Here is a 25841-nt window from a genome sequence, read left to right as displayed (position 1 = left end):
CGCCGGGGCCCTGGAGGCGACGTCAGGGACGGTCGAGCAGGAGCCGCTCGCGGCGCGGAAGACCGGCGACCACGAGGTCGTAGGAGTCCTCGATCATGTCCCGGACCATGCGCTCCGGAAGTGAGCCGTCGAGCGTGACGGTGTTCCAGTGCCGCTTGTTCAGGTGGTAGCCGGGCGTGATGGCCGGATTGGCCTCGCGCAGTTGGACTGCCAGCTCCGGTTCGCACTTGAGGCTCACCTGCAGCGGGCTGTCGTCGAGCACGGAGATGGCGAAGATCTTCCCGCCGACCTTGAAGACCGACACCTCCGGGGAGAACGGGAAGTCCTCTCTCGCCCCGTTCAGCTCCAGGCAGTACGTCCGCAGCTCGTCCGCGTTCATGGGTTCAGGGTCCCACCGCGAGCGGGCGGCCGCCCGGGAGCGGACCGCTTCGCGCGGGCAGGGCGCCGCCTCGCCCCGGTGGGGCACCCCGCACGGGCAAGGCGGGCCGCGGCTCCGCTCACGCGTTGGCAGGCTCGTCCGCGGAGGACTCGTCGGCGTCCTCGGCCGAGCGCACCGGCTCGACCAGCACCGTCACGATCCTGTTCCGGCGCCCCGCCGGCGCCTCCGCCGTCAGCCGCAGCGCCGTCAGCGCCGGGTCGGAGCGGTCGTCGGTGACGTCGACCGTAGCTGTCGCACCCGCGATGGGCACACGGCCCAGCGACTTCGCCAGCAGCCCCCCGACCGTCTCCACGTCCTCGTCGTCGAGGCCGACCAGGTCGTACAGCTCGCCCAGGTCGCCGATGTCGAGCCGCGCCGTGACGCGGTAGCAGCCGTCGCCCAGATCCTCCACGGGCGGCAGTTCACGGTCGTACTCATCGGTGATCTCCCCGACGATCTCCTCCAGGATGTCCTCGATCGTCACGATCCCGGCCGTGCCGCCGTACTCGTCGATGACGACCGCGACATGGATGCGGTCCTGCTGCATCTCGCGCAGCAGATCGCCCGCGTTCTTCGTGTCCGGCACGAACGCCGCCGGACGCATCGCGGTGGAGACCAGCTCCGTCTCGGCCTCGCGGCTGATGTGCACTCTGCGTGCCAGGTCCTTGAGATAGACGATGCCGACGACGTCGTCCTCGCTCTCCCCCACCACCGGGATGCGGGAGAAGCCGGAGCGCAGCGCGAGCGTGAGCGCCTGCCTTATCGTCTTGAACCGCTCGATGGTGATCAAGTCGGTGCGCGGCACCATCACTTCACGCACGATCGTGTCGCCGAGCTGGAAGACGGAGTGCACCATCTTCCGCTCCTCGTCCTCGATCAGGGACTCCTGCTCGGCGAGGTCGACCATCGCGCGCAGCTCCGCCTCACTCGCGAACGGGCCCTTGCGGAAGCCCTTTCCGGGCGTGAGCGCGTTGCCCAGGAGGATCAGCAGCTGCGGCACGGGGCCCAGAACGCGCACCAGCGGCACCAGCACGTACGAGGCGGCCGTGGCCGTGTTCAGCGGATGCTGACGCCCGATGGTCCGCGGTGAGACCCCGATGGCGACATAGCTGACCAGCACCATCACGCCCATCGCGACGGCCAGCGACTCCCACGTCTCGTCGAAGACCCGCACGGAGGTGAACGTCACCAGCACCCCGGAGGCGACCTCGCACGCCACCCGCACCAGCAGCGCCAGATTGAGATAACGCGTCGGATCGGCTGCGACGACCGCGAGCCGCTCGGCACCGCGGCGGCCCTGGCGGACCGCTTCCTCCGCGCGGTAGCTGGTCGTACGGGCGAGACCGGCCTCGGCGCAGGCCGCCAGCCACGCGACCACTAGCAACAGGACCGCCGCAGCGATCAGTTGGGCCGTCACGACGCGGTGGTGGGGGCGGGGGAGGGACCCGTCAGACCGCGCTCGCCGCGCCAGCCGTCCAGGATCGCGGACTGCAGACCGAACATCTCGGCCTTCTCGGAGGCCTCCTCGTGGTCGTAACCCAGCAGATGCAGCACTCCGTGAACGGTCAGCAGCTGGAGCTCCTCGTCCATCGAGTGCTGCGTCGGGGCGTCGGCGCCCTGCTGCTCGGCGACTTCGGGGCAGAGCACGATGTCACCGAGGAGCCCCTGCGGCGGGTCCTCCTCCTCGCGCACGGGCGGGCGCAGTTCGTCCATGGGGAACGACATCACGTCGGTCGGACCGGGCAGATCCATCCACTGGAGGTGGAGCTGCTCCATCGCGCCGGCGTCGACGAGGATCACCGACACCTCGGAGAGCGGATGGATGCGCATGCGGGTCAGGGCATAGCGGGCGATGTCGAGGAGCGCCTGCTCGTCGACGGTCCGCCCGGACTCGTTGTTGACCTCGATCGTCATGGCGGGCCGACTCAGTGCTTTCCGTGGCCGTGACCGGAGCCGGGGCGGTGACGGTCGCCGTCGCCGGACCTGCCGCCGGGGTGGCCCGGACCGCCCGCGCCCGCACCGTCCGCCCGTACGTCGTAGCGCTCGTACGCGTCGACGATGCGGCTGACGAGCTTGTGCCGCACGACGTCGGAGCTGTCGAGCATGCTGAAGTGCACGTCGTCCACGCCGTCCAGGATCTCCCGCACCTGGCGCAGCCCGCTCTTCGTGCCGCCGGGCAGGTCGACCTGGGTGACGTCACCGGTGATCACGATCTTCGACTCGAACCCGAGCCGGGTGAGGAACATCTTCATCTGCTCGGGATTGGTGTTCTGCGCCTCGTCCAGAATGATGAAGGCGTCGTTGAGGGTGTTGTGCGTCAGCAGGTAATCCTGAGTGACGTACAGCGAATCCTCCGCCGCCACCTGGATGCACACCGCCTCCTCGCGGCCTGCCGGCTCGATGCTGTCGATGAAGCGCATCGGGCGCCCGCCGCCACCGGCCGCGTGGTACTTCTCCCGTTTGCGGGAGAGGCGGAACGGCTCGATCCCCGCCGGGAGCCGGATGTCCACGACATGGGCGTCGTACCGGTACCCCACATTCCGGTTCTTCGCACGGCCGGGAGAACGGCCTGCGGCCGCCCTGCGCCGCGTGTAAGCCACTCCTCCGAGGGACTGGACGAGCGAGACGACATCGTCGCGGAGCAGGATCGACGTCGTCGTGTACTGGACCCGGCACGTGCGGTCGGTCTGGGCGACCGGGCCGCCGTCGGAGTCGAGCAGCCCCTGGAGCAACGCGAGCCGGATCTCTGCTGAGTTGTACAGGTACGCGTCCGGCACGAGCTTCGTGTTCGAGCGGCTCCCCAGCAGATCCAGCTCCCGCATCACACGCGTGACCGGGTTCTCCAGAGTGACGACGTCCCCGGGCTTCTTGACCCGGTTCAAAATGTAGTCAGGCCCGCGCTTGTGCCGCACAGCGACGCCGGGCAGCGATGCCTCCAGAGCCTCGGCGAGCTCCGGATCCGCAGTGGAGAACGACGGGGTGGTGGAGCCGGTGAGACATCCGTCACCGAGCAGCAGCCCCATGGCGTAGGGGTCCATCGGCACTTCCTGCTCGGGGAAGGCGGCCGGGGCGGTGAGCAGCGGCAGCTCGTACCGGCGGGCATGGGCGGCACGGAGCTTGCCGACCATCTCCTTGGTCTCGAGAACCCTCCACGGCCGGTCCCGGCGGCGGTCGGCCGCAGTGCGGACCGTCCACAAGTGCTCACCGCAGCACAGTGTCCAGGAACCGTCCTGGGCGGTGACGCGGTAGATGTCCTTCTCGCCCTGCGGGTAGACACCGAGCACTGGAGTCGGTGCTCCGTCCGACCCTGTGACCATGTCGCCAACCTGGAGTTCCCCGATGGGACGCCAGCCGTCGGGCGTCAGGACCTTCGTGAACACGGGCTGGGCCCTACCCCTCATGTATGCGAGCGGCGCCACCTCGATCGTCCCGGCCGCCATCAGGCGCGGGATGGAGTCGGGGTCGAGCATGTCGTGCAGCGCGTCGTAGAGCGGGCGCAGATACGGGTCGATCTTCTCGTAGAGCGTGCCGGGCAGGAAGCCGAGCCGCTCCCCCGCCTCGACCGCCGGCCTGGTCAGGATGATCCGGTTGACCTGCTTGGACTGCAGCGCCTGCACGGCCTTGGCCATCGCGAGGTAGGTCTTGCCGGTGCCGGCGGGGCCGATGCCGAAGACGACGGTGTGCTTGTCGATCGCGTCGACATACCGCTTCTGGTTCAGCGTCTTGGGGCGGATCGTGCGGCCGCGGTTGGAGAGGATGTTCTGCGTCAGCACCTCGGCGGGGGTCTCGCCGCCGGAGCCCTTGCCGTCCTGCTGGTCGCGGAGCATCGAGATGGAGCGCTCGACCGCGTCCTCGGTCATGGGCTGGCCGGTGCGGAGGACCAGCATCATCTCGTCGAAGAGCCGCTGGATGAGGTCGACCTCCGCGGCCTCGCCGGACGCGCTGATCTCGTTGCCCCGTACGTGGATGTCGGCGGCTGGGAACGCCTGCTCGATCACACGCAGCAGGGAGTCACCGGAACCCAGCACGGTCACCATCGGATGCTTTGCCGGAACGGTGAAGCGGGCCGTGGCCTGAGGTGCCCGCGGGGACCCCGCCTGATTCGTCGTTGTCTGCGTCATGGGTGACCCGGTGGGCCTTCCTCATCCCTCTCTGTCTCTCCTGGCGATTGGCTTTCCAGAATACGACGCGGCACTGACAAGTCAGAACGCGATTTCCGCCGCAGGCCCCGGTGGGCACCGCCGGTGACGGCCCATGCGGCACCGCGCGGCGGCTGCTCCGCGTGCCCCGCAGGTCCCGCGGCTATACGGGTCCGCCGGCGCGGCCGAAGCCGATGGTGGGGAGCGCGCGGCGGCGGGCGGCGGGGGCGGGGCAGCCGGTGAGGACTGCGTCGAGGAAGCCGTACCTGCCCTCGCCGGAGCCGGCTCCGTCCGGCTGCTCCGCAGTACGCAGCCGGCTCCGCCACGCCGCGATCTCGGGCCAGCCCGGCGCCGAGAGCGATCCCCCGAACTCCTGGACGGAAAGCGCCGCCGTGAGCCCCGCGAAGGCCAGCCGGTCCGGGAGCGGCCAGCCGGCGAGGGAGCCCATGACGAAGCCCGCGGCGAAGACGTCGCCCGCGCCGGTCGTGTCGAGTGCGTCGACGGGGATGCCGGGCACCTCGGCGGTCTCGCCCGTACGTCCGTCGACGGCACAGGAGCCGTGCGCTCCGAGCGTGACGACGGCGAGCGGCACCGTCTCGCTGAGCGCGCGGGCGGCGGCTCGGGGGCAGCGGGTGCGCGTGTAGCGCATGGCCTCTTCGGCGTTGGGGAGGAAGGCCTCGCAGTGCTCCAGGCCGGGAAGGGCGCCGAGGTCCCAGTCGCCGGTGTCGTCCCAGCCGACGCCGGCGAAGATGCGGCTGCCGCGGCGGGCCGCGGTGGCGATCCACTCCTGGCGGTCGCCCGGCACGAGGGAGGTCACGCAGGCGCGGGCGGGAGGCGGGCAGTCGGGGGCCTCGGGGTCGATGGGGGCGCCGCCCAGGCCGAGGGCAGCAGCGGAAGAGGACGCGGTCTCGCGGGGCGGCGCCTCGTGTCCGTGGGAGATCATCGTGCGTTCGCCCTCGTACGCCATGGAGACGGTGACCGGTGAGTGCCACCCGGGGACGGTGTGGGAGAGAGCGAGATCGATGCCCTCACCCTTGTCCAGGGCTTCGCGGCAGTAGTCGCCGTACATGTCGTCGCCGAAGGCCGCCGCGAGGGACGTGCGCAGGCCGAGCCGGGCCAGGGCGGTGGCCATGTTGGCGACGCCGCCGGGGCTGGAGCCCATGCCCCGCGCCCAGGACTCGGTGCCGCGTACGGGTGCGGAGTCCAGGCCGGTGAAGATGATGTCGAGGAAGACGGTGCCGGACAGGTAGACGTCGCATGCCGGGTCGCCGGGGCCGCGCAGGGCGGCGAGCGGGTCGAACGGGTGCGTGTGCTGCGGCAGTGTGCCGTGGTGCGCGGGACGTTCCGGTTCCGGTTCCCGGGGCCGCCCCGGCCCTGGGTCCGGCCGGGGGCCCGCTGCCGCCCCGTGGCCCTGTTCAGGCCCCGGTGCCGGAGGCCGGGGTCCCGCTTCCGGCTCCGGACGGGGCTCGGGCCCGGACTCCTGACCCGTCCGCCCCTCCTTATGGTTCCCCGCGCCCGTGCTCACCTGACTCCTCCGGCACCTCTGCAGCTTCGAGTGGTGTCTCCGGTGTACCGCGCGGCTCGGACATCGGGCCAGCCCGGACACCCCGGGAGCCCGGTCCGTCCCTGGCCCGGTGCCCGTGCCAGGCCGGGCCGGGCCGGGCCAGGCCAGGCCAGGGGGGTCATGCCGGGGTGAGGCCCCGGCCGCCCGTCACCAGCGCGGAACGCCCGGGGTGACCCAACCGGGGTCGGCCTTGCGCATGGCCGCGGCGTCGTCCCGGTCGCGCATGGTGCCGTCGTCGTCCAGCCAGCGCTGGTGGAGCGCGGCGAGCCGCTCGCGGTCCACCTCGACGCCGAGGCCGGGTGCGTCGGGGACGTCGACGCAGCCGTCACGGAAGGTGAGCCGCCGGGTCAGGACGTCCTCCGCCTGCCACGGGTAGTGGCTGTCGCAGGCGTAGTCGAGATTGGGGACCGTCGCCGCGACGTGGGTCATCGCGGCCAGCGAGATCCCCAGGTGGGTGTTGGAGTGCATGGACAGGCCGACACCGAACGTACGGCAGACGGCGGCCAGTTCACGCGTGCGGTGCAGACCGCCCCAGTAGTGGTGGTCGCTGAGGACGACCTGCACCGCGCCGGTCGCGAACGCCTCGGGGATCTCGGGGAAGGTCGTCACACACATGTTGGTCGCCAGCGGCACTCCCGCTTGCCCCGCGACCTCGGCCATGCCGGGTGTGCCGCTCGTGGGGTCCTCCAGGTACTGCAGCACGTCGCGCAGCTCCGCCGCGACCCGCAGCGAAGTCGGCACGGACCAGGCGCCGTTGGGGTCCAGGCGCAGGGGCGAACCGGGGAAGGCCGCGGCGAGCGCGCGGACGGCGGCGATCTCCTCGTCCGGTTCGTACACGCCTCCCTTGAGCTTGAAGGAGCTGAAGCCGTAGTCCTCCGCGAAGCGGCGGGCCTGCGCCACGACTCCGGCGGGATCGGTGGCCGCGCCCCAGTCGTCGGGCTCACCCTGGCCGCCGGGGTGCTGCTCCCAGCGGTAGAAGAGGTATCCGCTGTACTCGACGCGGTCGCGGAGCTTGTGCCCCAGCAGGGCGTGTACGGGCAGGTCCCTCGCCTTGCCGAGGGCGTCCAGGCATGCGACTTCGAACGCGGAGACGACGGAGAGGCGGAGCTTGCCGGCCGTCTGCACTCCGCGCAGCCCGCCCACGTCCACGGAGTTCTCGACCCGTCCGGAGTCGACTTCGACGCCACTGGCCAGGGTGAACAGCCCGTTCAGGTCCGTGACTTGACGGCCCGGCAGCGCCGCGGCCAGCGGGCGGGCTATCTCCAGGTACTTGGTGTCGCCGTAGGTCTCGCCGAAGCCGCAGGTGCCGCCGGCGGTGACGACCTCGACGATCAGCCGCGTCGCGTACGGCTGGTGCACGCCCTGGGTGTTGAGGAGTGGCGGGTCGGAGATGAGGACGGGGGTCAGCCGTACGTCGGTGATGGTCAGGTCGGCGGTCATGGGGCGGCTCCCGTCGCGTCCGTCGGCTGCAGTCTGTCTCCGTACGTAGATGTCGTCCACGTATGGAAATGGAGGCTATGGAGCTGAACGCACCCGGTCAAGAGCCGCGCAGCCGCGCCCACCGGCCGGGGGACGCGTGCCCACCGCCCGGGCGCGCTCTCCCGTACGCGCACCGGCCCCGGACACAGCTCCGCCCCCGCGTCGTGCGCGGGGGCGGAGCGGAGCAGGGCGGAGGAAGCCGGGCGGCGCCAGAGCCCGGCTCAGCGCGATGCGTTCGCGGAGTCGCTCTCCTCGACGCCGGGACGCCGAGCCTCCCCGGCCGGACCGCCGCCTTCCGCCGCGTCGGCACCCTCGGCACTCTCGGACCCGTCCGGCCTCTCGGAGGCGTCCTTCGCCGCACCCTTCGACGCCGCGGTCTTCGCGGGTGCCGCCAGGGACTTGCGGCGGCCGGTGAGCCGGCGGACGACCGGCTCGGTCCAGCGGGCGGTGAGCGGTCCGACGATGACGAGGATGAGGACGTACGCGGTGGCCAGCGGACCGATGCGCGGTTCGGCCCCGGCGGCGAGGCCCGCGATGACGATGGAGAACTCGCCGCGTGCCACGAGCGTGCCGCCCGCCCGCCAGCGCCCCGGCGACCTGATGCCCGCGCGGCGTGCGGCGTACCAGCCGGTGGCGATCTTCGTCAGCGTGGTGACGACGGCGAGGATCAGCGCGGGCAGCAGTACGGGCGGGATGTCGGATGGTTCGGTGGACAGGCCGAAGAAGACGAAGAAGACCGCCGCGAAGAGGTCGCGCAACGGCATCAGCAGATTGTGCGCGCCCTCTGCCACCTCGTCCGACAGCGCGATCCCGACGAGGAACGCGCCGACGGCCGCCGAGACCTGCAGCTCCTGCGCGATGCCCGCGACGAGCAGCGTGAGGCCGAGCACGACCAGCAGCAGCATCTCCGCGCTGTCGGAGGAGACGACGCGGCTGATCAGACGTCCGTGGCGCAGCGCGAGATAGAGCACGGCTCCGACGGTCCCCAGCGAGATCAGCAGAGTCAGCGAACCGCCTGCCAGCCCCACACCGGCGAGGATCGCGGTGAGGATCGGCAGGTAGACGGCCATGGCGAGGTCCTCGATGACGAGGACGCCGAGGATGACGGGCGTCTCCCTGTTCCCGAGACGGCCGAGGTCGCCGAGGACCTTGGCGATGACGCCCGACGAGGAGATCCAGGTGACGCCCGCCAGCACGACGGCGGCGACCGGGCCCCAGCCCAGCAGCAGCGCGGCAGCGGCGCCGGGCAGGGCGTTGAGGACGAAGTCGACGGCGCCGGAGGGGTATTGGGTCTTGAGGTTGGTGACGAGTTCGGAGGCGCTGTATTCGAGACCGAGCAGGAGCAGCAGCAGGATGACGCCGATCTCCGCACCCGTGGCGACGAATTCCTCGCTCGCCTGCAGCGGGAGAAGGCCGCCGTGGCCGAAGGCGAGCCCGGCGAGCAGGTAGAGGGGGATCGGGGAGAAGCCGATGCGCCCGGCGAATCTTCCGAGCAGGCCCAGGGCCAGGATGATCGCCCCGAGTTCGATGAGCATGGCGGTGGTGTTGTGCACGGGCGTCGTCCTCCGGTCGGTTCAGCGGCGGCGTCCGGATCGTCTTCGTACGCGACAGCTCGGCGGTGGCGTCGAGGGCGCCGGTGGTGCCTGCTGCGTCAAGTGCGCGCGGGCGGCGTCGCGTACGGGACTCATACCGGGGGTGGCGGCGGGCCGGCTGCGGCCGGCACGCGGGGGCGTGGTGCTTCCCCCGCGCACGGAGGCGGCCACAGCGGTCTGTGCCGCTGCTGCCGTACACGCTGCCGGGGACGGCAACCGCACCGCCGGGTGCGGCGGCGCGCGGTGCGGGAGCAGCGGGCAGCCGACGCCGTCGAGAGCGGCTTCACGGACCGGCGGTGGGTCGGATGCATCTTCTGGCCCCCGTCACGTCGGCTTCAGAACCGGCGTACGGACCGGCACCAGCGATGGGCAATCACGGCCACCAGAGTAATCGACCGGTAAAGAGGGCTTACTGCCAGGGCAAAACCCGCGCCGCATCAGGGCCATGGGGATGGCCGCGGCGACCGCCGCCGCGTGCTGCCGGGCCGGTCAGCGGCGGCCCGCGACCGCGTCCACGGCCGGCTCGGCATCGCCGTGTTCGCCGTACCAGCGGGCGAGTTTGCCGCGTCTGCCGATGGCACGCAGCCGGCGTTCGGCCGCGTCCCGGACGGCGGGGCTGACGATCAGGAGCAGTTCGTCGCCGCCCCGGAGCACGGTGTCCTCGCGCGGAACCAGGCTGGAGCCGTCGCGTACGACGAGGGTGACCACGGCGGGCGGAGGCAGCCGGAGTTCGAAGACGGCGACGCCCTGGAGCCCGGAGCCCGGCGGCACCGACACGGTGAGCAGATCGGCGTCGAGCACGTCGAGCGGTGCCGACTCCACCTCGACGTCCCGCAGCGCACCGGACCGGGCCACACCCAGCAGGCGGGCCATGACGGGAAGGGTGGGCCCCTGGACCAGGGTGAAGACGACGACGAGCACGAAGACGATGTTCAGCAGGTCCCGTGCTCCCTCCACGCCCGAGACGACAGGGAAGGTGGCCAGCACGATCGGCACCGCGCCGCGAAGCCCCGCCCAGGAGATGAACGCCTGTTCCCGCAAGGGCATCCGGAAGGGCGCCAGGCAGAGGAACACGGAGACCGGCCGCGCGACGAGCAGCAGGAACAGACCGATGCCCAGGGCCGTCAGGAGAACCGACGGCAGCTCGCTGGGGGTGACCAGCAGGCCCAGCATGACGAACAGCCCGATCTGGGCCAGCCATCCCGCGCCCTCCGCGAACGAGCGGGTGGCGGCGCGGTGCGGCAGCTTGGCGTTGCCGAGCACGAGCCCCGACAGGTACGCGGCGATGATGCCGCTCGCGTCGGCCGCGCCGGCCGCGGCGAAGGCGACGATGCCGAACCCGACGGCGGTCAGCGGGTACAGCCCGGTCGCCGGCAACGCGACGTGCCGCAGCGCGTAGGCCCCGAGCCGCCCGACGGCCAGGCCGACGGCTGCGCCCGCTCCCAGCTGGAAGAGGATGTCGCCGACGATGACGGCCGGGGAGGGCATGCCCGTGACGGCGTTGCTGAAGACCAGGACGAGGATGATGGTCGGCGCGTCGTTGAAGCCCGATTCCGCCTCCAGCAGCCCGGTGACCTTCCGGGGCAGCGGCAGGGTGCGCAGGACGGCGAAGGTGGCGGCGGCATCGGTGGAGGAGATGATCGCGCCGAGCAGCAGCGCCAGATGCCACTCCAGTCCGAGCAGGAAGTGGGCCCCGGTGGCGGTGACGCCGACCGACACCGCCACACCGGCGCTGGCCAGCACCCCGGCGGGTGCCAGCAGGCGCTTGACGTCCGCCCAGTCCGTGGTCAGGCCGCCTTCGACGAGGATGAGGGCCAGCGCCGCGGTGCCCAGGGCCTGCGCGAGCTGTGCGTCGTCGAAATCCAGCCCGAGGACGTCCTCGCCGACGACGACGCCGACGGCGAGGAAGAACAGCAGGCTCGGCAGACCGAGCCTGCTGGCCGTACGCGCGGCGGCGATGCCGGCCAGCAGGACCACTCCGCCGGTCAGCAGAACCACGTAGAGCTGCTGCAGCGTCACCCGGCGGTCCCCGCAGTGATCCCCGCAGTGATCCCCGCAGTGCTCCGTGCGGTCGTCCGGGCGGTGTTCCGCGCAGCCGCGAGTCCGCCCGTGACGGGCCTTCGGGCATCCTCGTCACCCATGGCGGCGCCCCCGCGGATTCCGGTACTCCGGAGTGAACAGGTGCCCGGAGATCCCTGCCCACACCAGACCCACGGCGATGAGCAGGCCCTCGCCGGCCACGATGCCGCCCACCAGCGCCACGGCGGCCGCGACCAGCACCAGCCAGGCGGCCGCACGCCAGCGCCCGCCGCGCGGGTGTGCCGTACGGTCCCCGGCGCCGGGAGCACCGTCCTGCCCGCGCTGCTCGGGAAGATCTTCGAAGCGGTCCACTGTTCCGGCCTCCCTCCGGCGTCGTCGCCGCGCTGCCGCCGCGTCAGGTGAGCGGTGCGGATCGGGTACTTCACCGGCGCCTCCTCGTCCGACGGGTCATCACCTCGGGATCACCGCTACGCGAGGGCGAAGTAGCGCAGCCACACGTAGAGAGCGGCCAGCACGACGGTCACGGCGGTGACGATCAGGCCGTACTTCGAGAACGTCCAGAACGAGATGTGGTGGCCGCTGCGGTCGGCGATGCCGACGACCACGACGTTGGCCGAGGAGGCGATGATCGTGGCGTTGCCCGCGAGGTCGGCGCCGAGGGCGAAGGACCACCAGAGCATCCCGGCCTCGCCCGTACCGCCCGAAGCCTGGACCATCTCGGAGACGACGGGGCTGACCGAGGCGACGAACGGGATGTTGTCGATCACGGCGGAGGGGACGATCGATCCGAAGATCAACGCCATCGACGTGCCGAGCAGCTGCCCCTCGGTGGCCTCCGCCGCCGCTTTGCCCAGGTCGCCGATGATCCCCGTCTGCACCATCGCCCCGACCATCACGAACAGCCCGGTGAAGAACGCGAGCGTCTCCCACTCCACGTCCTTCACCACGTCCTCGGCTCTGAGCCTGGACGCGGCCAGCAGCGCCAGCCCCCCGACGACGGCGACCACCGCGGGCTCCAGGTGCAGGGCCGTGTGGAGGACGAAGCAGACCATCACGACGCCCACGACCACACCGCAGACGACGAGCAGCCGGGGGTCCTTGATGGCCTCCCGCTCGTCCATGTCCATGACCTGCTGCGCCTTCTCCGCGTCGTAGCGGAAGGCCGAGCGGAACATGAACCGGCTCATCACGACGAAGACCAGCGTGAGGAGCACCGCGACCGGTGCCATGTGCACGAGGAAGTCGTTGAAGGACAGTCCCGCGCGGGAGCCGATGATGATGTTGGGCGGGTCGCCGATGAGGGTGGCCGCACCGCCGATGTTGCAGGCGAACACCTCGGCCAGGAGGTAGGGGACGACGGGCACCCCCAGCCGCCGGCAGATCACGATCGTGACGGGCGCCATCAGCAGGACCGTGGTGACGTTGTCGAGCCAGGCGGAGAGGAAGGCGGTGGCGATGATCAGGAGGACCATCAGCCGGTAAGGTCTGCCCTTCGCCCGCTTCACGGCCCAGATGGCGACGTACTCGAAGATCCCTGTCCGCTTCAGCACCGCGACGATCAGCATCATCCCCAGCAGCAGGAATATGACGTTCCAGTCGATCCCGGCATGTTCGGAGAAGAAGGCGTGTTCGGGGTCGGTCGCCCCGATCACAAGCATCACGGCCGCGCCCCCGAGCGCCGCGGTGACCCGGTGGACCCGTTCCGTGGCGATCAGCACGTAGGAGACGACGAAGACCCCCACTGCGAGCCATGCGGTAACGGTCATGTGCACTTCCCCTCTTCACATTGCTTCGCGGCCACGGCGGGCCGTCACGCACCGCACATGCCGGCCCCCTCCCCGCGCCCCTGCGGGCCCGCTTCGACCGGGCCGGTGCGCTGCTGCTGCGGAACTTGAACTCCGGATTTGAATGATCTTTCGGACGGGGGTGCTGGAACCATCCGTTCCGACACCCAGATCGCGAGGGGCCCGACCTGCAGAGACGGGCAGTGCGGCCGGGCCGGAATGGGTGCCGGACCCGATGGACGCGTCCCGCTCGGTGCAGCAAGCTGAAAGACGGGACACCCGGTCGGCGACCAGCCGGCCCGGTGCGCCGCAGTGCGGCGGTCATCCCCGGCCGTACGGCACCAAGGGTGAAGAAGGTGCTGCCTGCGGCCCTGCGGGCGTCGTAGCGCGAGGAGGCGGTTGCACCTTGTCCCTGTTCTGGCGGATCTTTCTGCTGAACGCCGCGGTACTCACCGTGGCGACGGCCCTGCTGCTGCTCGGCCCGGTCACCGTGTCCACTCCCGTGCTGCTCACCGAGGCGGCCGTGCTCGGCGTCGGCCTCGTCTCGATGCTCATCGCCAACGCCGCGCTGCTGCGGCTCAGCCTCACGCCCCTGCAGCGCCTCACCCGTGCCATGACCACCATCGACCTGCTGCGCCCGAGGCCACGTCCGGCGGTCGGCGGGCAGGGTGAGATCGCGGACCTGATCAGGACGTTCAACACCATGCTCGACCGTCTGGAGGCCGAGCGGGCCACGAGCGCCGCTCGCGCGCTCTCCGCGCAGGAGGCCGAACGCCGCCGCATCGCGCAGGAGTTGCACGACGAGGTCGGCCAGACTCTCACCGCGGTGCTGCTGGAGATGAAGCGCGTCGCGGACCACGCCTCCGAGCCCGTACGCGAGGAGCTGCACGACGTGCAGGAGGCGACCCGCGGCAGCCTGGACGAGATCCGGCGCATCGCCCGCAGACTGCGCCCGGGAGTGCTCGAGGAGCTGGGGCTGGCCAGCGCCCTGAAGTCGCTGACCACGGAGATCCCCTCGCACGGCGGCCCGGCCGTGAAGGCGCGGCTGGACGCGGAGCTGCCCGAGCTGGACGACGAGACGGAACTCGTCCTCTACCGCGTCGCGCAGGAGGGCCTGACCAACACCGTCCGGCACGCGGCGGCCGGGCACGCCGAACTCACCCTCCGCCGCGGCCCGGGCGGAGTCGAGCTGCGCGTGCGCGACGACGGGCGCGGGCTCCGGGGCGCACCCGAAGGCGCCGGAATCCGCGGCATGCGCGAGCGGGCCCTGCTGATCGGCGCCGGACTGACCATCGGGCCAGGACCGGCGGGCGGCACGGAAGTGCGGCTCGACGTGCCCGTACGGAACAGGGGCGCCTGACATGCACGAGAAGGCGAAGACGCGCGTCCTGCTCGCCGACGACCACGCGCTCGTACGCCGCGGCGTCCGCCTCATCCTCGAGAGCGAGCCGGACCTCGACGTCGTCGCGGAGGCCGGCGACGGCGCGGAGGCGATCGAGATGGCACGCGCCGAAGCGCCCGACCTGGCGATCCTCGACATCGCCATGCCGCGCCTGACCGGCCTTCAGGCGGCGCGCGAACTCTCCCGGCAGCAGCCGGACATGCGCATCCTCATGCTGACCATGTACGACAACGAGCAGTACTTCTTCGAGGCCCTCAAGGCCGGCGCCGCCGGCTACGTCCTGAAGTCCGTGGCCGACCGCGACCTCGTGGAGGCCTGCCGCGCGGCGATGCGCGACGAGCCGTTCCTCTACCCGGGGGCGATCACCGCGCTCATCCGCGACCACCTCGAGCGGGCGCGGGAGGGCGAGCGGCCGCCCGCCCGCGCCATCACCGACCGCGAGGAGGAGATCCTCAAGCTCGTGGCCGAGGGCCACACCTCGAAGGAGATCGCCGGAATCCTCTTCATCAGCGCCAAGACCGTGGAGCGCCACCGGGCGAACCTGCTGCAGAAGCTCGGCCTGAAGGACCGCCTGGAGCTGACGCGGTACGCGATCCGGGCCGGGCTGATCGAGCCGTAGAGCTTCGGCGCACAGGTCCTGCCGCGTGGCGCGCTGCTGCCCCCTGGGCGTGGGGGCACCACCCGGGCCGAAGGCCCAGGGAAGGCCGGCGCGCACCGCCCCGACCAGGACTCACGCGCGAACCGCTCGCCGTCGCACGGTGATGCGAATGTCCTACGATCGGCGCATGCCGGAGAACGGGGGCGTCCGCGCCGTGAAGTCCGCCTCCCGCGCCGTCGACCTGCTGGAGGTACTGGCCGCGCGAGGCGACCGGCCCGCGCGGCTGCGCGAGCTCGCCGAGGAGCTGCAGGTGCCGCGCAGCAGCATGTACGCCCTCCTGCAGACCCTCGTCGAACGGGGCTGGGTGCGCACGGACGCCACCGGCTCCCTCTACGGCATCGGCATCCGCGCCCTGCTCACCGGCACCAGCTACCTCGACAGCGACCCGAGGGTGCGCCTCGCCCGCCCGTACCTCGCCGAGGCCTCCGAGACGCTGGGCGAGACGATCCACCTCGCCCGGCTCGACCGCGGCGACGTCGTATATCTGGCCACGAAGGAGTCACACGAGTACCCGCGTACCCTCAACCGCGTCGGCCGGCGGCTGCCCGCGCACGCGGGCGCGCTGGGCAAGGCGCTGCTCGCCGAGCGGCCGGACTCCGCACTCCCGCTTCCCGAGGGCCCGTTGCGCGCCTTCACCGCGAACACCCATACCGCTCGTGCCTCCCTGCTGGCCGACCTGGCAGAGGTCCGGCGGCGCGGCTACGCCGTCGACCGGGAGGAGAGCGTGACGGGCATCGTGGGCTTCGGCTTCGCCCTGCGGTACGGCTCCCCCGCCACCGACGCGGTCAGCTGCTCGGTGCCCGCCGGGCGGCTCACCACGGAGCACGAGCAGCGCATCGTGGCCGTGATGCGGGAGATCCGCGAACGGATCGAATCCGCGGGCCCCGTGGCCGCGGGCGGCACCACCCCCGACTGGCGCTGACGCACGGGCCGCAATCGGCGCCGTACCCCTCGGGTCACGGGGGCCTCAGCTCGCCGGGCAGGTCGCCGGACCTCAGATCGCCGGGCCTCAGATCGCCGGGCGCAGCACGAAGGCGCCCCAGCCCAGCAGGTCGCGCCCGTGGGCGAGATGGGACGTACGGGCGTGACGGAGGAAGTCGCGCATGTCCGGTGCGTCCTGGTGACCGGGGTTCGCGCGCAGCCAGTCGCTGATCGTGCGCCACTGGGAGGCCATGTACCGGTCCCAGCTGTCCGGGTCGGCGAGGACCATCTCCACCAGTTCCAGACCGGCCGCCTCGAAGCGCTCGTTCGTGCCGGCGAGGCCGGTGAAGTCGTCCCGTTCCAGCTCCAGTTCACGGCAGGCCTCGTCGGACGGTTCGCTGCGCCAGTACGCCTCGCCGACGATCATCGTGCCGCCGGGGCGCAGCGCCCGGCGCATCAGCTCCAGCGTGCCCGCGAGGCCGCCGCCGATCCAGGTGGCGCCCAGTGAGGTGACCAGGTCGTAGCCGTCCGGGCCGGCCTCGTACGCGCCCGCGTCGGCACGCTCGAAGCGGAGCCGGTCCGCGACTCCCAGCTCCGCCGCCCGCTCGCGTGCCGCGTCGAGGAAGACCTTGCTGATGTCGACGCCGACGCCCGTGGTGCCGTGGTCGCGGGCCCACGTCGCGAGCAACTCGCCCTTGCCGCAGGCGAGATCGAGGTGCCGCGCCCCGGGCTCCGGAGCGGCCAGCTCCCCGAGCAGCCGCAGCTTCTCGTACGTGAGGGGGCTGAGGATGCGGTTGCCGGCTTCGGCGATCTCGTGGTGGCGCAGTGACATGGGGTTCCTTCCGGTGCGTACGGGCGGAACCCTGCCCGTACGCACCGGTCACGCGCAACGCGGTCCGGCGCGGCGCGGAGGCCGCGGGGCCCGGCGGACGGGTCAGAAGACGACCACCGACCGCAGGACGTCCCCCGCGTGCATCCGGTCGAAGGCCTGCTCGACCTCGTCGAGGGCGATCCGCTCCGTCACGAACTTCTCCAGGTCCAGACGCCCTTGCCGGTGGAGGTCGATCAGCATGGGGAAGTCGCGGGAGGGCAGACAGTCGCCGTACCAGGAGGACTTGAGCGAGCCGCCGCGGCCGAAGACGTCCAGCAGCGGGAGTTCGAGGCGCATCTCGGGTGTGGGCACACCGACCAGGACGACCGTGCCGGCCAGGTCCCGGGCGTAGAAGGCCTGTTCGTACGTCTCGGGGCGGCCGACCGCCTCGATGACGACGTCCGCGCCGAAGCCTCCGGTCAGCTCCCTGATCGCCTCGACGGGGTCCGTCGCGGAGGAGTCGACAGTGTGCGTCGCGCCCATGGACTCCGCCTGCGTGAGCTTCCGTCCGTCGATGTCCACGGCGATGACGCGCGAGGCACCCGCGAGCCGCGCGCCCACGACGGCCGCGTCGCCGACGCCTCCGCAGCCGATCACCGCGACCGTGTCGCCTCGCCCTACCTGGCCCGTGTTGACGGCGGCGCCGATGCCGGCCATCACGCCGCAGCCGAGCAGCCCGGCGACCGCGGGTGAGACGTCCGGGTCGACCTTGGTGCACTGCCCGGCGGCCACCAGCGTCTTCTCGGCGAAGGCGCCGATGCCGAGGGCCGGGGAGAGTTCGGTACCCGACCCGGCGAGCGTCATCGCCTGGCGGGCGTTGTGCGTGTCGAAGCAGTACCAGGGGCGTCCGCGGCGGCACGCGCGGCACTGGCCGCACACCGCGCGCCAGTTGAGGATCACGAAGTCGCCGGGCTCCACCTCGGTGGTGCCCGCGCCGACGGACTCGACGACGCCCGCGGCCTCGTGGCCGAGCAGGAAGGGGTACTCGTCGCTGATACCGCCCTGCTTGTAGTGCAGATCGGTGTGGCAGACGCCGCACGCCTGCACCCGCACCACGGCCTCGCCCGGACCGGGGTCCGGCACCACGACGGTCTCCACGCGCACCGGTTCGTCCTTGCCCGGCGCGATGACGCCGCGCACCTCCTGTGACATCCGGACCTCCGTACTCGGCCCGCGGTCACTCCGTCGTGACCGCGGATTGTCGGTTGCGCCCAACTGTGCCGCCCGGAAGGCGAACCGTCGACCATGCGGCAGGGTGTCGCGGGTGCCGGCCCGCGGTCGCCACCGCCGCACGGGCGTTCCCGCCGGCCCCCTCGGAATCACATTCGGCTTCGCGGCCCGGGACGGGTGAGGATGTGACTGCGAGGAGGCGCGCAGGCCGGCCGCACAGGCCCGCCGGCCCGGAGGAGAAGCGGAGCACCGATGAGCAGCAGTACGAGTACGAGTACGGACGGTCCCGGAGGCGAGGGCACCGAGCCCGTCACGCTGGAGGACATCCGCGCCGCGGCCGGCCGGCTGAAGGGGGCGGCGCACCGCACACCGGTGCTCCGCTCCCGGACGCTGGACCGGCTGGTGGGCGCGGAGGTCCATCTGAAGTGCGAGAACTTCCAGCGCATAGGGGCGTTCAAGTTCCGCGGCGCGTACAACGCCCTCGCTCAACTGCCGCCCGCCCAGCTGGCGAACGGCGTCGCGGCCTACTCGTCGGGCAACCACGCGCAGGCCGTCGCCCTCGCCGCGCGCGAACTGGGCAGCAAGGCCGTCATCGTGATGCCCGAGGACAGCCCGCGCTCCAAGATGGAGGCCACGGCGGACTACGGCGCGGAGATCGTCACCTACGACCGGTACACCGAGGACCGCGAGGCCATCGGCGAGCGGCTGGCCCAGGACCGGGGGCTGGCGCTCGTACCCCCGTACGATCATCCGCACATCATCGCGGGCCAGGGCACCGCCGCGCTGGAGCTGCTGGAGGAGACGGGAGAGCTGGACGCCCTCGTGGTTCCGGTGGGCGGCGGCGGGCTCGCCGCGGGGTCGGCGACCGCCGCCAAGGCGCTGTATCCGCACATCCAGGTGATCGGCGTAGAGCCGGAGGCGGGTGACGACACGCGGCGCTCGCTGGCCGCGGGCCGCCGCGTCTCGCTGGACGCGGTGCCGCGCACCATCGCCGACGGGCAAGGGGCCGTCACACCGGGCGAGTTGACCTTCTCCCTCAACCGTCGTCTGCTGGCGGCGGTCGAGCTGGTGAGCGACGAGGAGATCCGGGCGGCGATGCGGCTCGCGTTCGAGCGGCTGAAGGTCGTGATCGAACCGAGCGGCGCGACCGGCCTCGCCGCCCTGCTCGCCGGGCGCATCGATCCGGTTCCGGCGCGCGTCGGAGTCGTCATCTCGGGCGGCAACGTCGGCGTACGGCGCTTCCTTGAGCTGATGGAGGGGGACGGGCACCCCTGAGAGGGCGAACGGCCGGCACCTGGGCAGGAGGTGCCGGCCGTTCCTACTCGGCGAGCCGCCCTGTGCCGCCGAGGTTCAGGTGCGCGATGACGCGCCCGGGGATGGATGTCTTTCTCCGCGCCGCTCAGCGGCCCGGCCGCCTTGCGGTCCAGCGGTTCACTGGCAGCCCGCCGCCTGCCTGCGCTGCTGGATCAGGTCGATGACGGCCTGCCTGTTGGCGATCCTCGCCTCCGACTGGGCGTCGGGGTTGGCCTGTTGTTCCGCGATGAAGTTCTGGTTGTTCTGCAGGGCCTGGTCGAGGCCCGCGCAGTTCTCCGTCGCCGCCTGGCTCGTGCCGACGGTGGCCACCGCGATTCCGGCTGCGAGCACCGCGGCTCCGACACCCGCGACCGCCTTTACCTTCAGGCTGCTCTTCCGTTTCCGGGACATGGCTGCTCCAGTTCTGAAGTGGACCGGGGTCCCCCACACGCGTAAGAAGGTACGTACAAATCAGTGCCGTTGCAGAGTTGTTATCAGGGATCAGCAAGGAACTTGACGCGGGTGCCACGTGTGTACGGGAGGCGGAGTCCGCGGGAGCAGGGCTGTTCAGGCCCGCCGCTTCGGCACCGGGACGCGTGTCAGGTCCTCCGCCACCGTCAACTCCCCCTCGAAGCCCGCCCGCCGGGCCTGCCTGGCGAAGAGCGAGGCGTCCGCGTAGCGCTGTGAGAAGTGGGTGAGCACGAGGCTGCGCACACCCGCGTCCGCCGCCGCCCGGCCCGCCTGCCCCGCGGTGAGGTGTCCGTACTCCTCGGCGAGCGCCGCGTCCTCGTCCAGGAACGTCGCCTCGATGACCAGCAGGTCGCAGTCCTGCGCGAGGGCGAGGACGCCTTCGCACATGCGGGTGTCCATGACGAAGGCGAAGCGCTGACCCGGGCGGGGCTCGCTGACCTCTTCCAGCCGCACGCCGTGCAGCTCGCCGGTGCTCTTGAGACGGGCGACGTCGGGACCGCGGATGCCGCGCGCCTCCAGCCGCTCCGGGAGCATGCGCCGTGATTCCGGCTCGGTGAGCCGGTAGCCGTACGCCTCGACCGGGTGGGACAGCCGGTGCGCGGAGAGGGTGAAGGGCCCGGAGGCGGTCAGTTCGCACGACTGCTCGCCCGCCGCGCCGACCGGTTCCGTGCGCAGCGGCACCGTCTCGCGGTACGCCGTCGCGTGGCGCAGCCGTTGGAAGAAGCGCTCGCCGCCGGCCGGATAGTGCGCGATGACGGTGTGCGGCACCCGGTCCAGGTTGATGCGCTGGATGACACCGGCCAGCCCCAGCGAATGGTCCCCGTGGAAGTGCGTCACGCAGATCCGGTTCAGGTCGTGCGCGGAGACCCCCGCGCGGAGCATCTGGCGCTGGGTGCCCTCGCCGGGATCGAAGAGGATGCCGTGACCGTCCCAGAGCAGCACATAGCCGTTGTGGTTGCGATGCCTGGTCGGCACCTGGCTGGCGGTGCCCAGCACGACGAGTTCACGTGACGACATCTCTGTACGGGGCTGCCGCTAGCCCGGAGGCCAGTTGAGGCCGCGGCCGCCCAGCACGTGGGCGTGCGCGTGGAAGACGGTCTGGCCCGCGCCGGAACCGGTGTTGAAGACGATGCGGTAGCCCGTTCCGGGCCCGCTGTCGCCGGCGACGATGTTCTCCGCGGCGGCGACCTCGCCCGCTTCGAGCAGCACGTCCACGGCGAGCTGCGGCTCGGCCGCCGCGAGGGAGGCGGCGTCGGGGTAGTGCGCCTTGGGGATCACGAGGACATGCGTGGGCGCCTGGGGGTTGATGTCCCGGAACGCGACGATCGTCTGCGACTCCCGTACGACCGTAGCCGGCACCTCACCGGCGACGATCTTGCAGAACAGGCAGTCGGCCTGCGGTTCTCCAGCCATGCCGGGGATGCTACCTGTGCTCACGGGCGCCGCACCCTCCCGAACCACCGCTGCCGTACGGGGGCAGGCGGTGCAGGCGGTGCAGCCGGTGCGTGTGCGGCGTCAGGCCCAGCGTCCGGTGCGGCCCAGCAGCACAGCCGTCGCCGCGGTGCCCGCCGTCGAGGTGCGCAGCACGCTCGGGCCGAGCCGGCAGGTCCGCGCGCCGGCTTCCGCGAACGCCGTCAACTCCTGCGGAGCCACGCCTCCTTCCGGCCCGACGACCAGCACGATGCCGCCGTCCCGCGGCAGTTCGGCCGTGGCCAGCGGGAGGCTGCCCTCCTCGTGCAGCACCAGCCCCAGCTCCGCGCCGTGCAGCAGCCGGGCCACGTCGGCGGTCGTGGCGAGTTCCGCGACCTCGGGGAAGCGCAGCCGCCGCGACTGCTTGCCCGCCTCCCGTGCCGTGGAGCGCCACTTGGCCAGCGACTTCCGGCCGCGCTCGCCCTTCCACTGCGTCACGCAGCGGGAGGCGGCCCAGGGCACGATCGCGTCGGCACCGGTCTCCGTCATCGTCTCGACGGCCAGCTCACCTCGGTCGCCCTTCGGGAGCGCCTGTACGACCGTGATGACGGGCCGGGGCTCGGCCTCCGAACGTACGGCGGTGACGGCGACCTCCAGGCGGTCCTTGCCCGAGACGGACCGCACCGTGCCGTGCACGCCGGTGCCCGCGCCGTCCGTGAGCACGACCTCCTCGCCGGCGCGCAGCCGCCGCACCGACACCGCGTGCCGTCCCTCGGGGCCTTCCAGCACGACCGTGGCCTCGCCGTCGCCGTCGCCGCCCCCGCCCCCGTCGCCGCCCCCGCCCCCGTCGCCGCCCTCGCCGCCGTGGTGTTCGCGGTGTCTCCGTACCGCGTCAGCGAGTTGAGCGGTGCCGGCGAGGAAGACCGGAGCGGTCACACCGGGCCGCCCGTACCGCCGCCGGAACCGCCCGGGGCACCCTGCTTGGCGACCCTGTCGCGTGCCACGGCGAGCTCGGTCACCAGCACGTCCATCAGCTGCGCGGCGGGCAGGTCACGCGCGAGCTTGTGCCCCTGGCCCGCCCACAGCGCCATGCCCTGCGGGTCCTTCGCCTTCGCCGCCGCCTTGCGCACCCCGGCGGTCAGATGGTGCACCTGCGGATACGCGGCGGGAGCGTACGGCCCGTGCTCGCGCAGAAACCGGTTGACCAGCGCACGGGCCGGCCGTCCGCTGAAGGCGCGGGTGAACTCCGTACGCGCGAAGAGGGGGTTGGTCATCGCCTGCTTGTGCACGAGCTCCGCGCCCGACTCCGGGCAGACGAGGAACGCCGTACCGAGCTGCGCCGCACTCGCGCCCGCGGCAAGCACCGCCGCGATCTGCTTGCCGCGCATCAGCCCGCCGGCGGCGACGACCGGCAGCCGCACCGCCTCCTTGACCTGCGTCACCAGCGTGAGCAGGCCGAGACCGCTGCCTGTGCCGTCGGCCTGCGGATCGTCGCGGTGCGTGCCCTGGTGGCCGCCCGCCTCGATGCCCTGCACGCACACGGCGTCCGCCCCGAGGAACTCCGCGGTCTGCGCCTCACCGGCGGAGGTGACGGTGACGACGGTGTACGTACCGCGCTTGGTGAAGCGCTCCAGCACATGACGGGTCGGGCAGCCGAAGGTGAACGACACGACGGGAACCGGGTCGTCGAAGAGTATGGCGAGCTTCGCCTCGTACGCGTCGTCGGTGGTGTGGTCGGTCTCGCCGAGCTGGGCCTCGTACCACGTCGCCTCACCGGCGAGCTGCGCACGGTAGCGCTCCAGTGCCCCCGAGTCGGCGTTGTCGGGCTGCGGCATGAACAGGTTGACGCCGAAGGGGCGTTGGGTCTGCCCCCGCAACTGCTTGATCTCCTCGTACATCGCCTCCGGCGTCTTGTAGCCGGCGGCGAGGAAACCCATCCCGCCGGCCTCGCTCACGCTCCCGGCCAGCTCCGGACACGAGGGCCCACCCGCCATGGGGGCCTGCACAATCGGATGCTCCGTGAGCTCTGAGAGCGGGATCGACGCGGAGGGCATGGGGCACATCCTGTCACGGGGTGCCGGGCCGCCCCGTCCCGGACCTGTCCCGCCGTGTACGGGACCGGGACGGACGGCAACAGGACAGCGGATCAGGCGACATGACGGACCTCGCGGACGTGACGGGCCCGGGCCCGGGGCACGAGCGGCCGCCCGGGACCGCACAGCCGCGAACCGTCAGGCAAGGCACCGGCCGCGGCCGGCAGGGACCATCGGCCGGCAGCGACCATCGCGTCCGCACACGCCTCAGCGGCCGTTGAAAGCGTCCTTCAGCCGCGAGAACAGCCCCTGCTGACCAGGCTGGAACTGACCCGTGGGCCGCTCCTCACCGCGCATCTCCGCGAGCCGCCGCAGCAGCTCCTCCTGCTCCGGCTCCAGATTGGACGGCGTCGTCACCTCGACGTGGACGATCAGCTGGCCCCGTCCGCCGCCCCGCAGATGCGTCACGCCACGCTCGTGCAGCGGGATCGACTGCCCGGACTGGGTGCCCGGCCGGATGTCGACCTCCTCCATGCCGTCCAGCGTCTCCAGCGGCACCTTCGTGCCGAGGGCCGCCGCCGTCATCGGGATGGTGACCGTGCAGTGCAGATCGTCGCCGCGGCGCTGGAAGACCGGGTGGGCGGTCTCGTGGATCTCCACGTACAGATCGCCGGCGGGTCCGCCGCCGGGGCCGACCTCGCCCTCGCCCGCGAGCTGGATGCGGGTGCCGTTGTCGACGCCGGCGGGAATCTTCACCGTCAGGCTGCGCCGCGAGCGGATGCGGCCGTCACCGGCGCACTCCGGGCAGGGCGTGGGCACGACGGTGCCGAAGCCCTGGCACTGCGGGCAGGGGCGCGAGGTCATGACCTGGCCGAGGAAGGAGCGCGTTACCTGGGAGACCTCTCCCCTGCCGCGGCACATGTCGCAGGTCTGCGCTGACGTGCCGGGTGCCGCGCCCTCGCCGCTGCAGGTGGTGCAGACGATGGCCGTGTCGACCTGGATGTCCTTCGTCGTGCCGAACGCGGACTCGTCGAGCTCGATGTCGAGCCGGATCATCGCGTCCTGGCCGCGGCGCGTACGGGACCTGGGCCCGCGCTGCGAGGCCGTGCCGAAGAAGGCGTCCATGATGTCGGAGAAGTTGCCGAAGCCGCCTGCTCCGCCGAAGCCGCCGCCCGCACCGGCGGCACCGGCCGCCGGGTCCCCGCCGAGGTCGTAGACCTGCTTCTTCTGCGGATCGGAGAGGATCTCGTAGGCGGTGTTGATCTCCTTGAACCGCTCCTGCGTCTTCGGGTCCGGATTGACGTCAGGGTGCAGCTCGCGCGCAAGCCTGCGGAAGGCCTTCTTGATGTCGTCCTGCGAGGCGTCGCGCTGCACGCCGAGGACCGCGTAGTAGTCCGTCGCCACTTACGACTCCGCGAGGATCTGTCCGACGTACCGTGCCACTGCGCGTACAGCTCCCATCGTTCCGGGGTAGTCCATGCGGGTCGGTCCGACCACGCCGAGCTTGGCGACTGCTTCGTCGCCCGAACCGTAGCCGACCGAAACCACCGATGTGGAACTCAGCCCTTCGTGGGCATTCTCATGCCCGATTCGTACGGTCACGCCCGGGTCCTTCGCTTCCCCGAGCAGCTTCAGCAGCACGACCTGCTCCTCCAGCGCCTCCAGCACGGGCCGGATGGTCAGAGGGAAGTCGTGCCCGAAGCGGGTGAGGTTGGAGGTGCCGCCGATGATCAGCCGCTCCTCGGTCTCCTCGACGAGGGTCTCCAGCAGGGTCGCCAGCACAGTGGAGACCGTGCCGCGGTCCTCGCCCTCGAACGCGTCCGGCAGGTCCTGCACGAGGGAGGGCACGTCGGTGAAGCGCTGCCCCACCACACGGCTGTTGAGCCGGGCCCGCAGGTCCGCCAGCGAAGATTCGCCGATGGGCGCCTGGCAGTCGATGAGGCGCTGCTCGACCCTGCCGGTGTCGGTGATCAGCACCAGCATCAGCCGCGCGGGAGCCAGGGACAGCAGCTCCACGTGCCGCACCGTCGACCGCGTCAGCGACGGGTACTGCACCACCGCGACCTGGCGGGTCAGCTGCGCGAGCAGCCGGACCGTGCGCCCCACCACGTCGTCCAGGTCGACCGCTCCGTCCAGGAAGTTCTGGATGGCCCGGCGTTCGGGAGGCGAGAGGGGCTTGACGCCCGCCAGCTTGTCCACGAACAGGCGGTAGCCCTTGTCGGTGGGGATGCGCCCGGCGCTCGTGTGCGGCTGAGCGATGTACCCCTCGTCCTCCAGCGCCGCCATGTCGTTGCGCACGGTGGCCGGAGAGACCTGGAGATGATGCCGCTCCGTGAGCGCCTTGGAGCCCACGGGCTCCTCAGTGCCCACGTAGTCCTGGACGATCGCGCGCAGCACTTCGAGTCTGCGTTCGCTCAGAATTGCGCACCTCCCGTCCGGCCTTGCCTTTGCTGTGCCTGTGGCCTGCTCCTGCGGCCTGCCGGGGGCACGCCGGCGCCGCTGGGTCCCCCGGCTTCCCGTCGTGCCTGGCACTCTCGCCGATCGAGTGCCAGAACCCCGGGCTAAGTGTACGGCCGGTTGCGGTGGCAGGGGCAAG

Annotated in this window: 23 protein-coding genes; 4 read left to right on the top strand and 19 right to left on the bottom strand. The window is 71.8% G+C overall.

Going from position 1 to position 25841, the window contains the following annotated elements:
- Positions 1-22: 22 nt before the first annotated feature.
- The 10 genes from AN215_RS17230 to AN215_RS17185 all read right to left on the bottom strand — a co-directional run bounded on the left by AN215_RS17230 (position 23) and on the right by AN215_RS17185 (position 12998).
- A complete protein-coding gene (locus tag AN215_RS17230) occupies positions 23-379 on the bottom strand; it encodes an MmcQ/YjbR family DNA-binding protein (RefSeq protein ID WP_070014057.1) in 357 nt (118 codons plus the stop codon).
- Between the two features lie 118 nt (positions 380-497).
- Positions 498-1835, bottom strand: coding sequence for a hemolysin family protein (locus AN215_RS17225; RefSeq protein WP_070014055.1), 1338 nt, complete (start codon positions 1833-1835; stop codon positions 498-500).
- Positions 1832-2332: an rRNA maturation RNase YbeY gene (gene ybeY / locus AN215_RS17220; protein WP_070014053.1), complete on the bottom strand. Its 501-nt coding sequence runs from the start codon at positions 2330-2332 to the stop codon at positions 1832-1834. Before ybeY ends, AN215_RS17225 begins: the two co-directional genes overlap by 4 nt.
- An 11-nt stretch (positions 2333-2343) precedes the next feature.
- Positions 2344-4539 (bottom strand): PhoH family protein, encoded by a 2196-nt coding sequence (locus AN215_RS17215; RefSeq protein WP_079123138.1) that lies wholly within the window; start codon positions 4537-4539, stop codon positions 2344-2346.
- Between the two features lie 181 nt (positions 4540-4720).
- Positions 4721-5878 (bottom strand): carbohydrate kinase family protein, encoded by a 1158-nt coding sequence (locus AN215_RS17210; protein WP_070014092.1) that lies wholly within the window; start codon positions 5876-5878, stop codon positions 4721-4723.
- Between the two features lie 390 nt (positions 5879-6268).
- Positions 6269-7561: a glucarate dehydratase family protein gene (locus AN215_RS17205; protein ID WP_070014051.1), complete on the bottom strand. Its 1293-nt coding sequence runs from the start codon at positions 7559-7561 to the stop codon at positions 6269-6271.
- A 260-nt stretch (positions 7562-7821) separates the two neighbouring features.
- Entirely contained in the window at positions 7822-9153 is a 1332-nt protein-coding gene (locus tag AN215_RS17200) for a cation:proton antiporter (protein WP_079123136.1), read from the bottom strand.
- Between the two features lie 528 nt (positions 9154-9681).
- Positions 9682-11211, bottom strand: coding sequence for a potassium/proton antiporter (locus AN215_RS17195; protein ID WP_070014049.1), 1530 nt, complete (start codon positions 11209-11211; stop codon positions 9682-9684).
- 114 nt (positions 11212-11325) lie between these two features.
- Entirely contained in the window at positions 11326-11583 is a 258-nt protein-coding gene (locus AN215_RS17190) for a hypothetical protein (RefSeq protein ID WP_070014047.1), read from the bottom strand.
- A 116-nt stretch (positions 11584-11699) separates the two neighbouring features.
- Positions 11700-12998, bottom strand: a complete 1299-nt coding sequence (locus AN215_RS17185) for an ArsB/NhaD family transporter (RefSeq protein ID WP_070014045.1) — start codon at positions 12996-12998, stop codon at positions 11700-11702.
- Between the two features lie 424 nt (positions 12999-13422).
- Between AN215_RS17185 and AN215_RS17180 the strand changes: the two genes are divergently transcribed.
- The 3 genes from AN215_RS17180 to AN215_RS17170 all read left to right on the top strand — a co-directional run bounded on the left by AN215_RS17180 (position 13423) and on the right by AN215_RS17170 (position 15998).
- Positions 13423-14376 (top strand): HAMP domain-containing sensor histidine kinase, encoded by a 954-nt coding sequence (locus AN215_RS17180; protein WP_070014043.1) that lies wholly within the window; start codon positions 13423-13425, stop codon positions 14374-14376.
- Position 14377: 1 nt separating this feature from the next.
- Complete coding sequence (locus AN215_RS17175; protein ID WP_070014042.1) at positions 14378-15037, top strand: response regulator; 660 nt, start codon at positions 14378-14380, stop codon at positions 15035-15037.
- Positions 15038-15203: 166 nt separating this feature from the next.
- Complete coding sequence (locus AN215_RS17170) at positions 15204-15998, top strand: IclR family transcriptional regulator (RefSeq protein ID WP_070014090.1); 795 nt, start codon at positions 15204-15206, stop codon at positions 15996-15998.
- An 87-nt stretch (positions 15999-16085) separates the two neighbouring features.
- On the opposite strand, the gene AN215_RS17165 is transcribed toward AN215_RS17170, so the two are convergent.
- The gene (locus AN215_RS17165) at positions 16086-16829 is read right to left on the bottom strand and encodes an SAM-dependent methyltransferase (RefSeq protein ID WP_070014041.1); all 744 of its coding nucleotides are present in this window, start codon (positions 16827-16829) and stop codon (positions 16086-16088) included.
- Between the two features lie 102 nt (positions 16830-16931).
- Positions 16932-18020: an S-(hydroxymethyl)mycothiol dehydrogenase gene (locus AN215_RS17160; RefSeq protein WP_070014040.1), complete on the bottom strand. Its 1089-nt coding sequence runs from the start codon at positions 18018-18020 to the stop codon at positions 16932-16934.
- A 270-nt stretch (positions 18021-18290) separates the two neighbouring features.
- Between AN215_RS17160 and AN215_RS17155 the strand changes: the two genes are divergently transcribed.
- Entirely contained in the window at positions 18291-19313 is a 1023-nt protein-coding gene (locus tag AN215_RS17155) for a pyridoxal-phosphate dependent enzyme (protein WP_070014039.1), read from the top strand.
- Positions 19314-19469: 156 nt separating this feature from the next.
- Here the strand turns inward: AN215_RS17155 and AN215_RS17150 are convergent, their stop codons facing one another.
- From AN215_RS17150 to hrcA, 7 genes are all read right to left on the bottom strand, one after another.
- Positions 19470-19742: a hypothetical protein gene (locus tag AN215_RS17150; protein WP_070014038.1), complete on the bottom strand. Its 273-nt coding sequence runs from the start codon at positions 19740-19742 to the stop codon at positions 19470-19472.
- A 156-nt stretch (positions 19743-19898) separates the two neighbouring features.
- Complete coding sequence (locus tag AN215_RS17145) at positions 19899-20819, bottom strand: ribonuclease Z (protein ID WP_070014037.1); 921 nt, start codon at positions 20817-20819, stop codon at positions 19899-19901.
- 18 nt (positions 20820-20837) lie between these two features.
- Positions 20838-21215 carry a histidine triad nucleotide-binding protein gene (locus tag AN215_RS17140; protein ID WP_070014036.1) on the bottom strand — a complete coding sequence of 126 codons (378 nt, stop codon included), beginning with the start codon at positions 21213-21215 and terminating at the stop codon, positions 20838-20840.
- 102 nt (positions 21216-21317) lie between these two features.
- Entirely contained in the window at positions 21318-22001 is a 684-nt protein-coding gene (locus AN215_RS17135; protein WP_070014087.1) for a 16S rRNA (uracil(1498)-N(3))-methyltransferase, read from the bottom strand.
- Between the two features lie 143 nt (positions 22002-22144).
- Positions 22145-23266, bottom strand: a complete 1122-nt coding sequence (locus AN215_RS17130) for a nitronate monooxygenase (RefSeq protein WP_070014035.1) — start codon at positions 23264-23266, stop codon at positions 22145-22147.
- Between the two features lie 246 nt (positions 23267-23512).
- The gene (gene dnaJ, locus AN215_RS17125; RefSeq protein ID WP_070014034.1) at positions 23513-24649 is read right to left on the bottom strand and encodes a molecular chaperone DnaJ; all 1137 of its coding nucleotides are present in this window, start codon (positions 24647-24649) and stop codon (positions 23513-23515) included.
- Positions 24650-25666, bottom strand: a complete 1017-nt coding sequence (gene hrcA / locus AN215_RS17120) for a heat-inducible transcriptional repressor HrcA (protein ID WP_070014086.1) — start codon at positions 25664-25666, stop codon at positions 24650-24652.
- Between the last annotated feature and the right edge of the window lie 175 nt (positions 25667-25841).

It is taken from the genome of Streptomyces abyssalis, assembly GCF_001751365.1.
In the GTDB taxonomy this organism is placed as follows: Bacteria; Actinomycetota; Actinomycetes; order Streptomycetales; family Streptomycetaceae; genus Streptomyces; species Streptomyces abyssalis.
The sequence above is the reverse complement of the archived record's forward strand: the minus strand, read 5'-3'. Positions and strand labels throughout refer to the sequence as shown.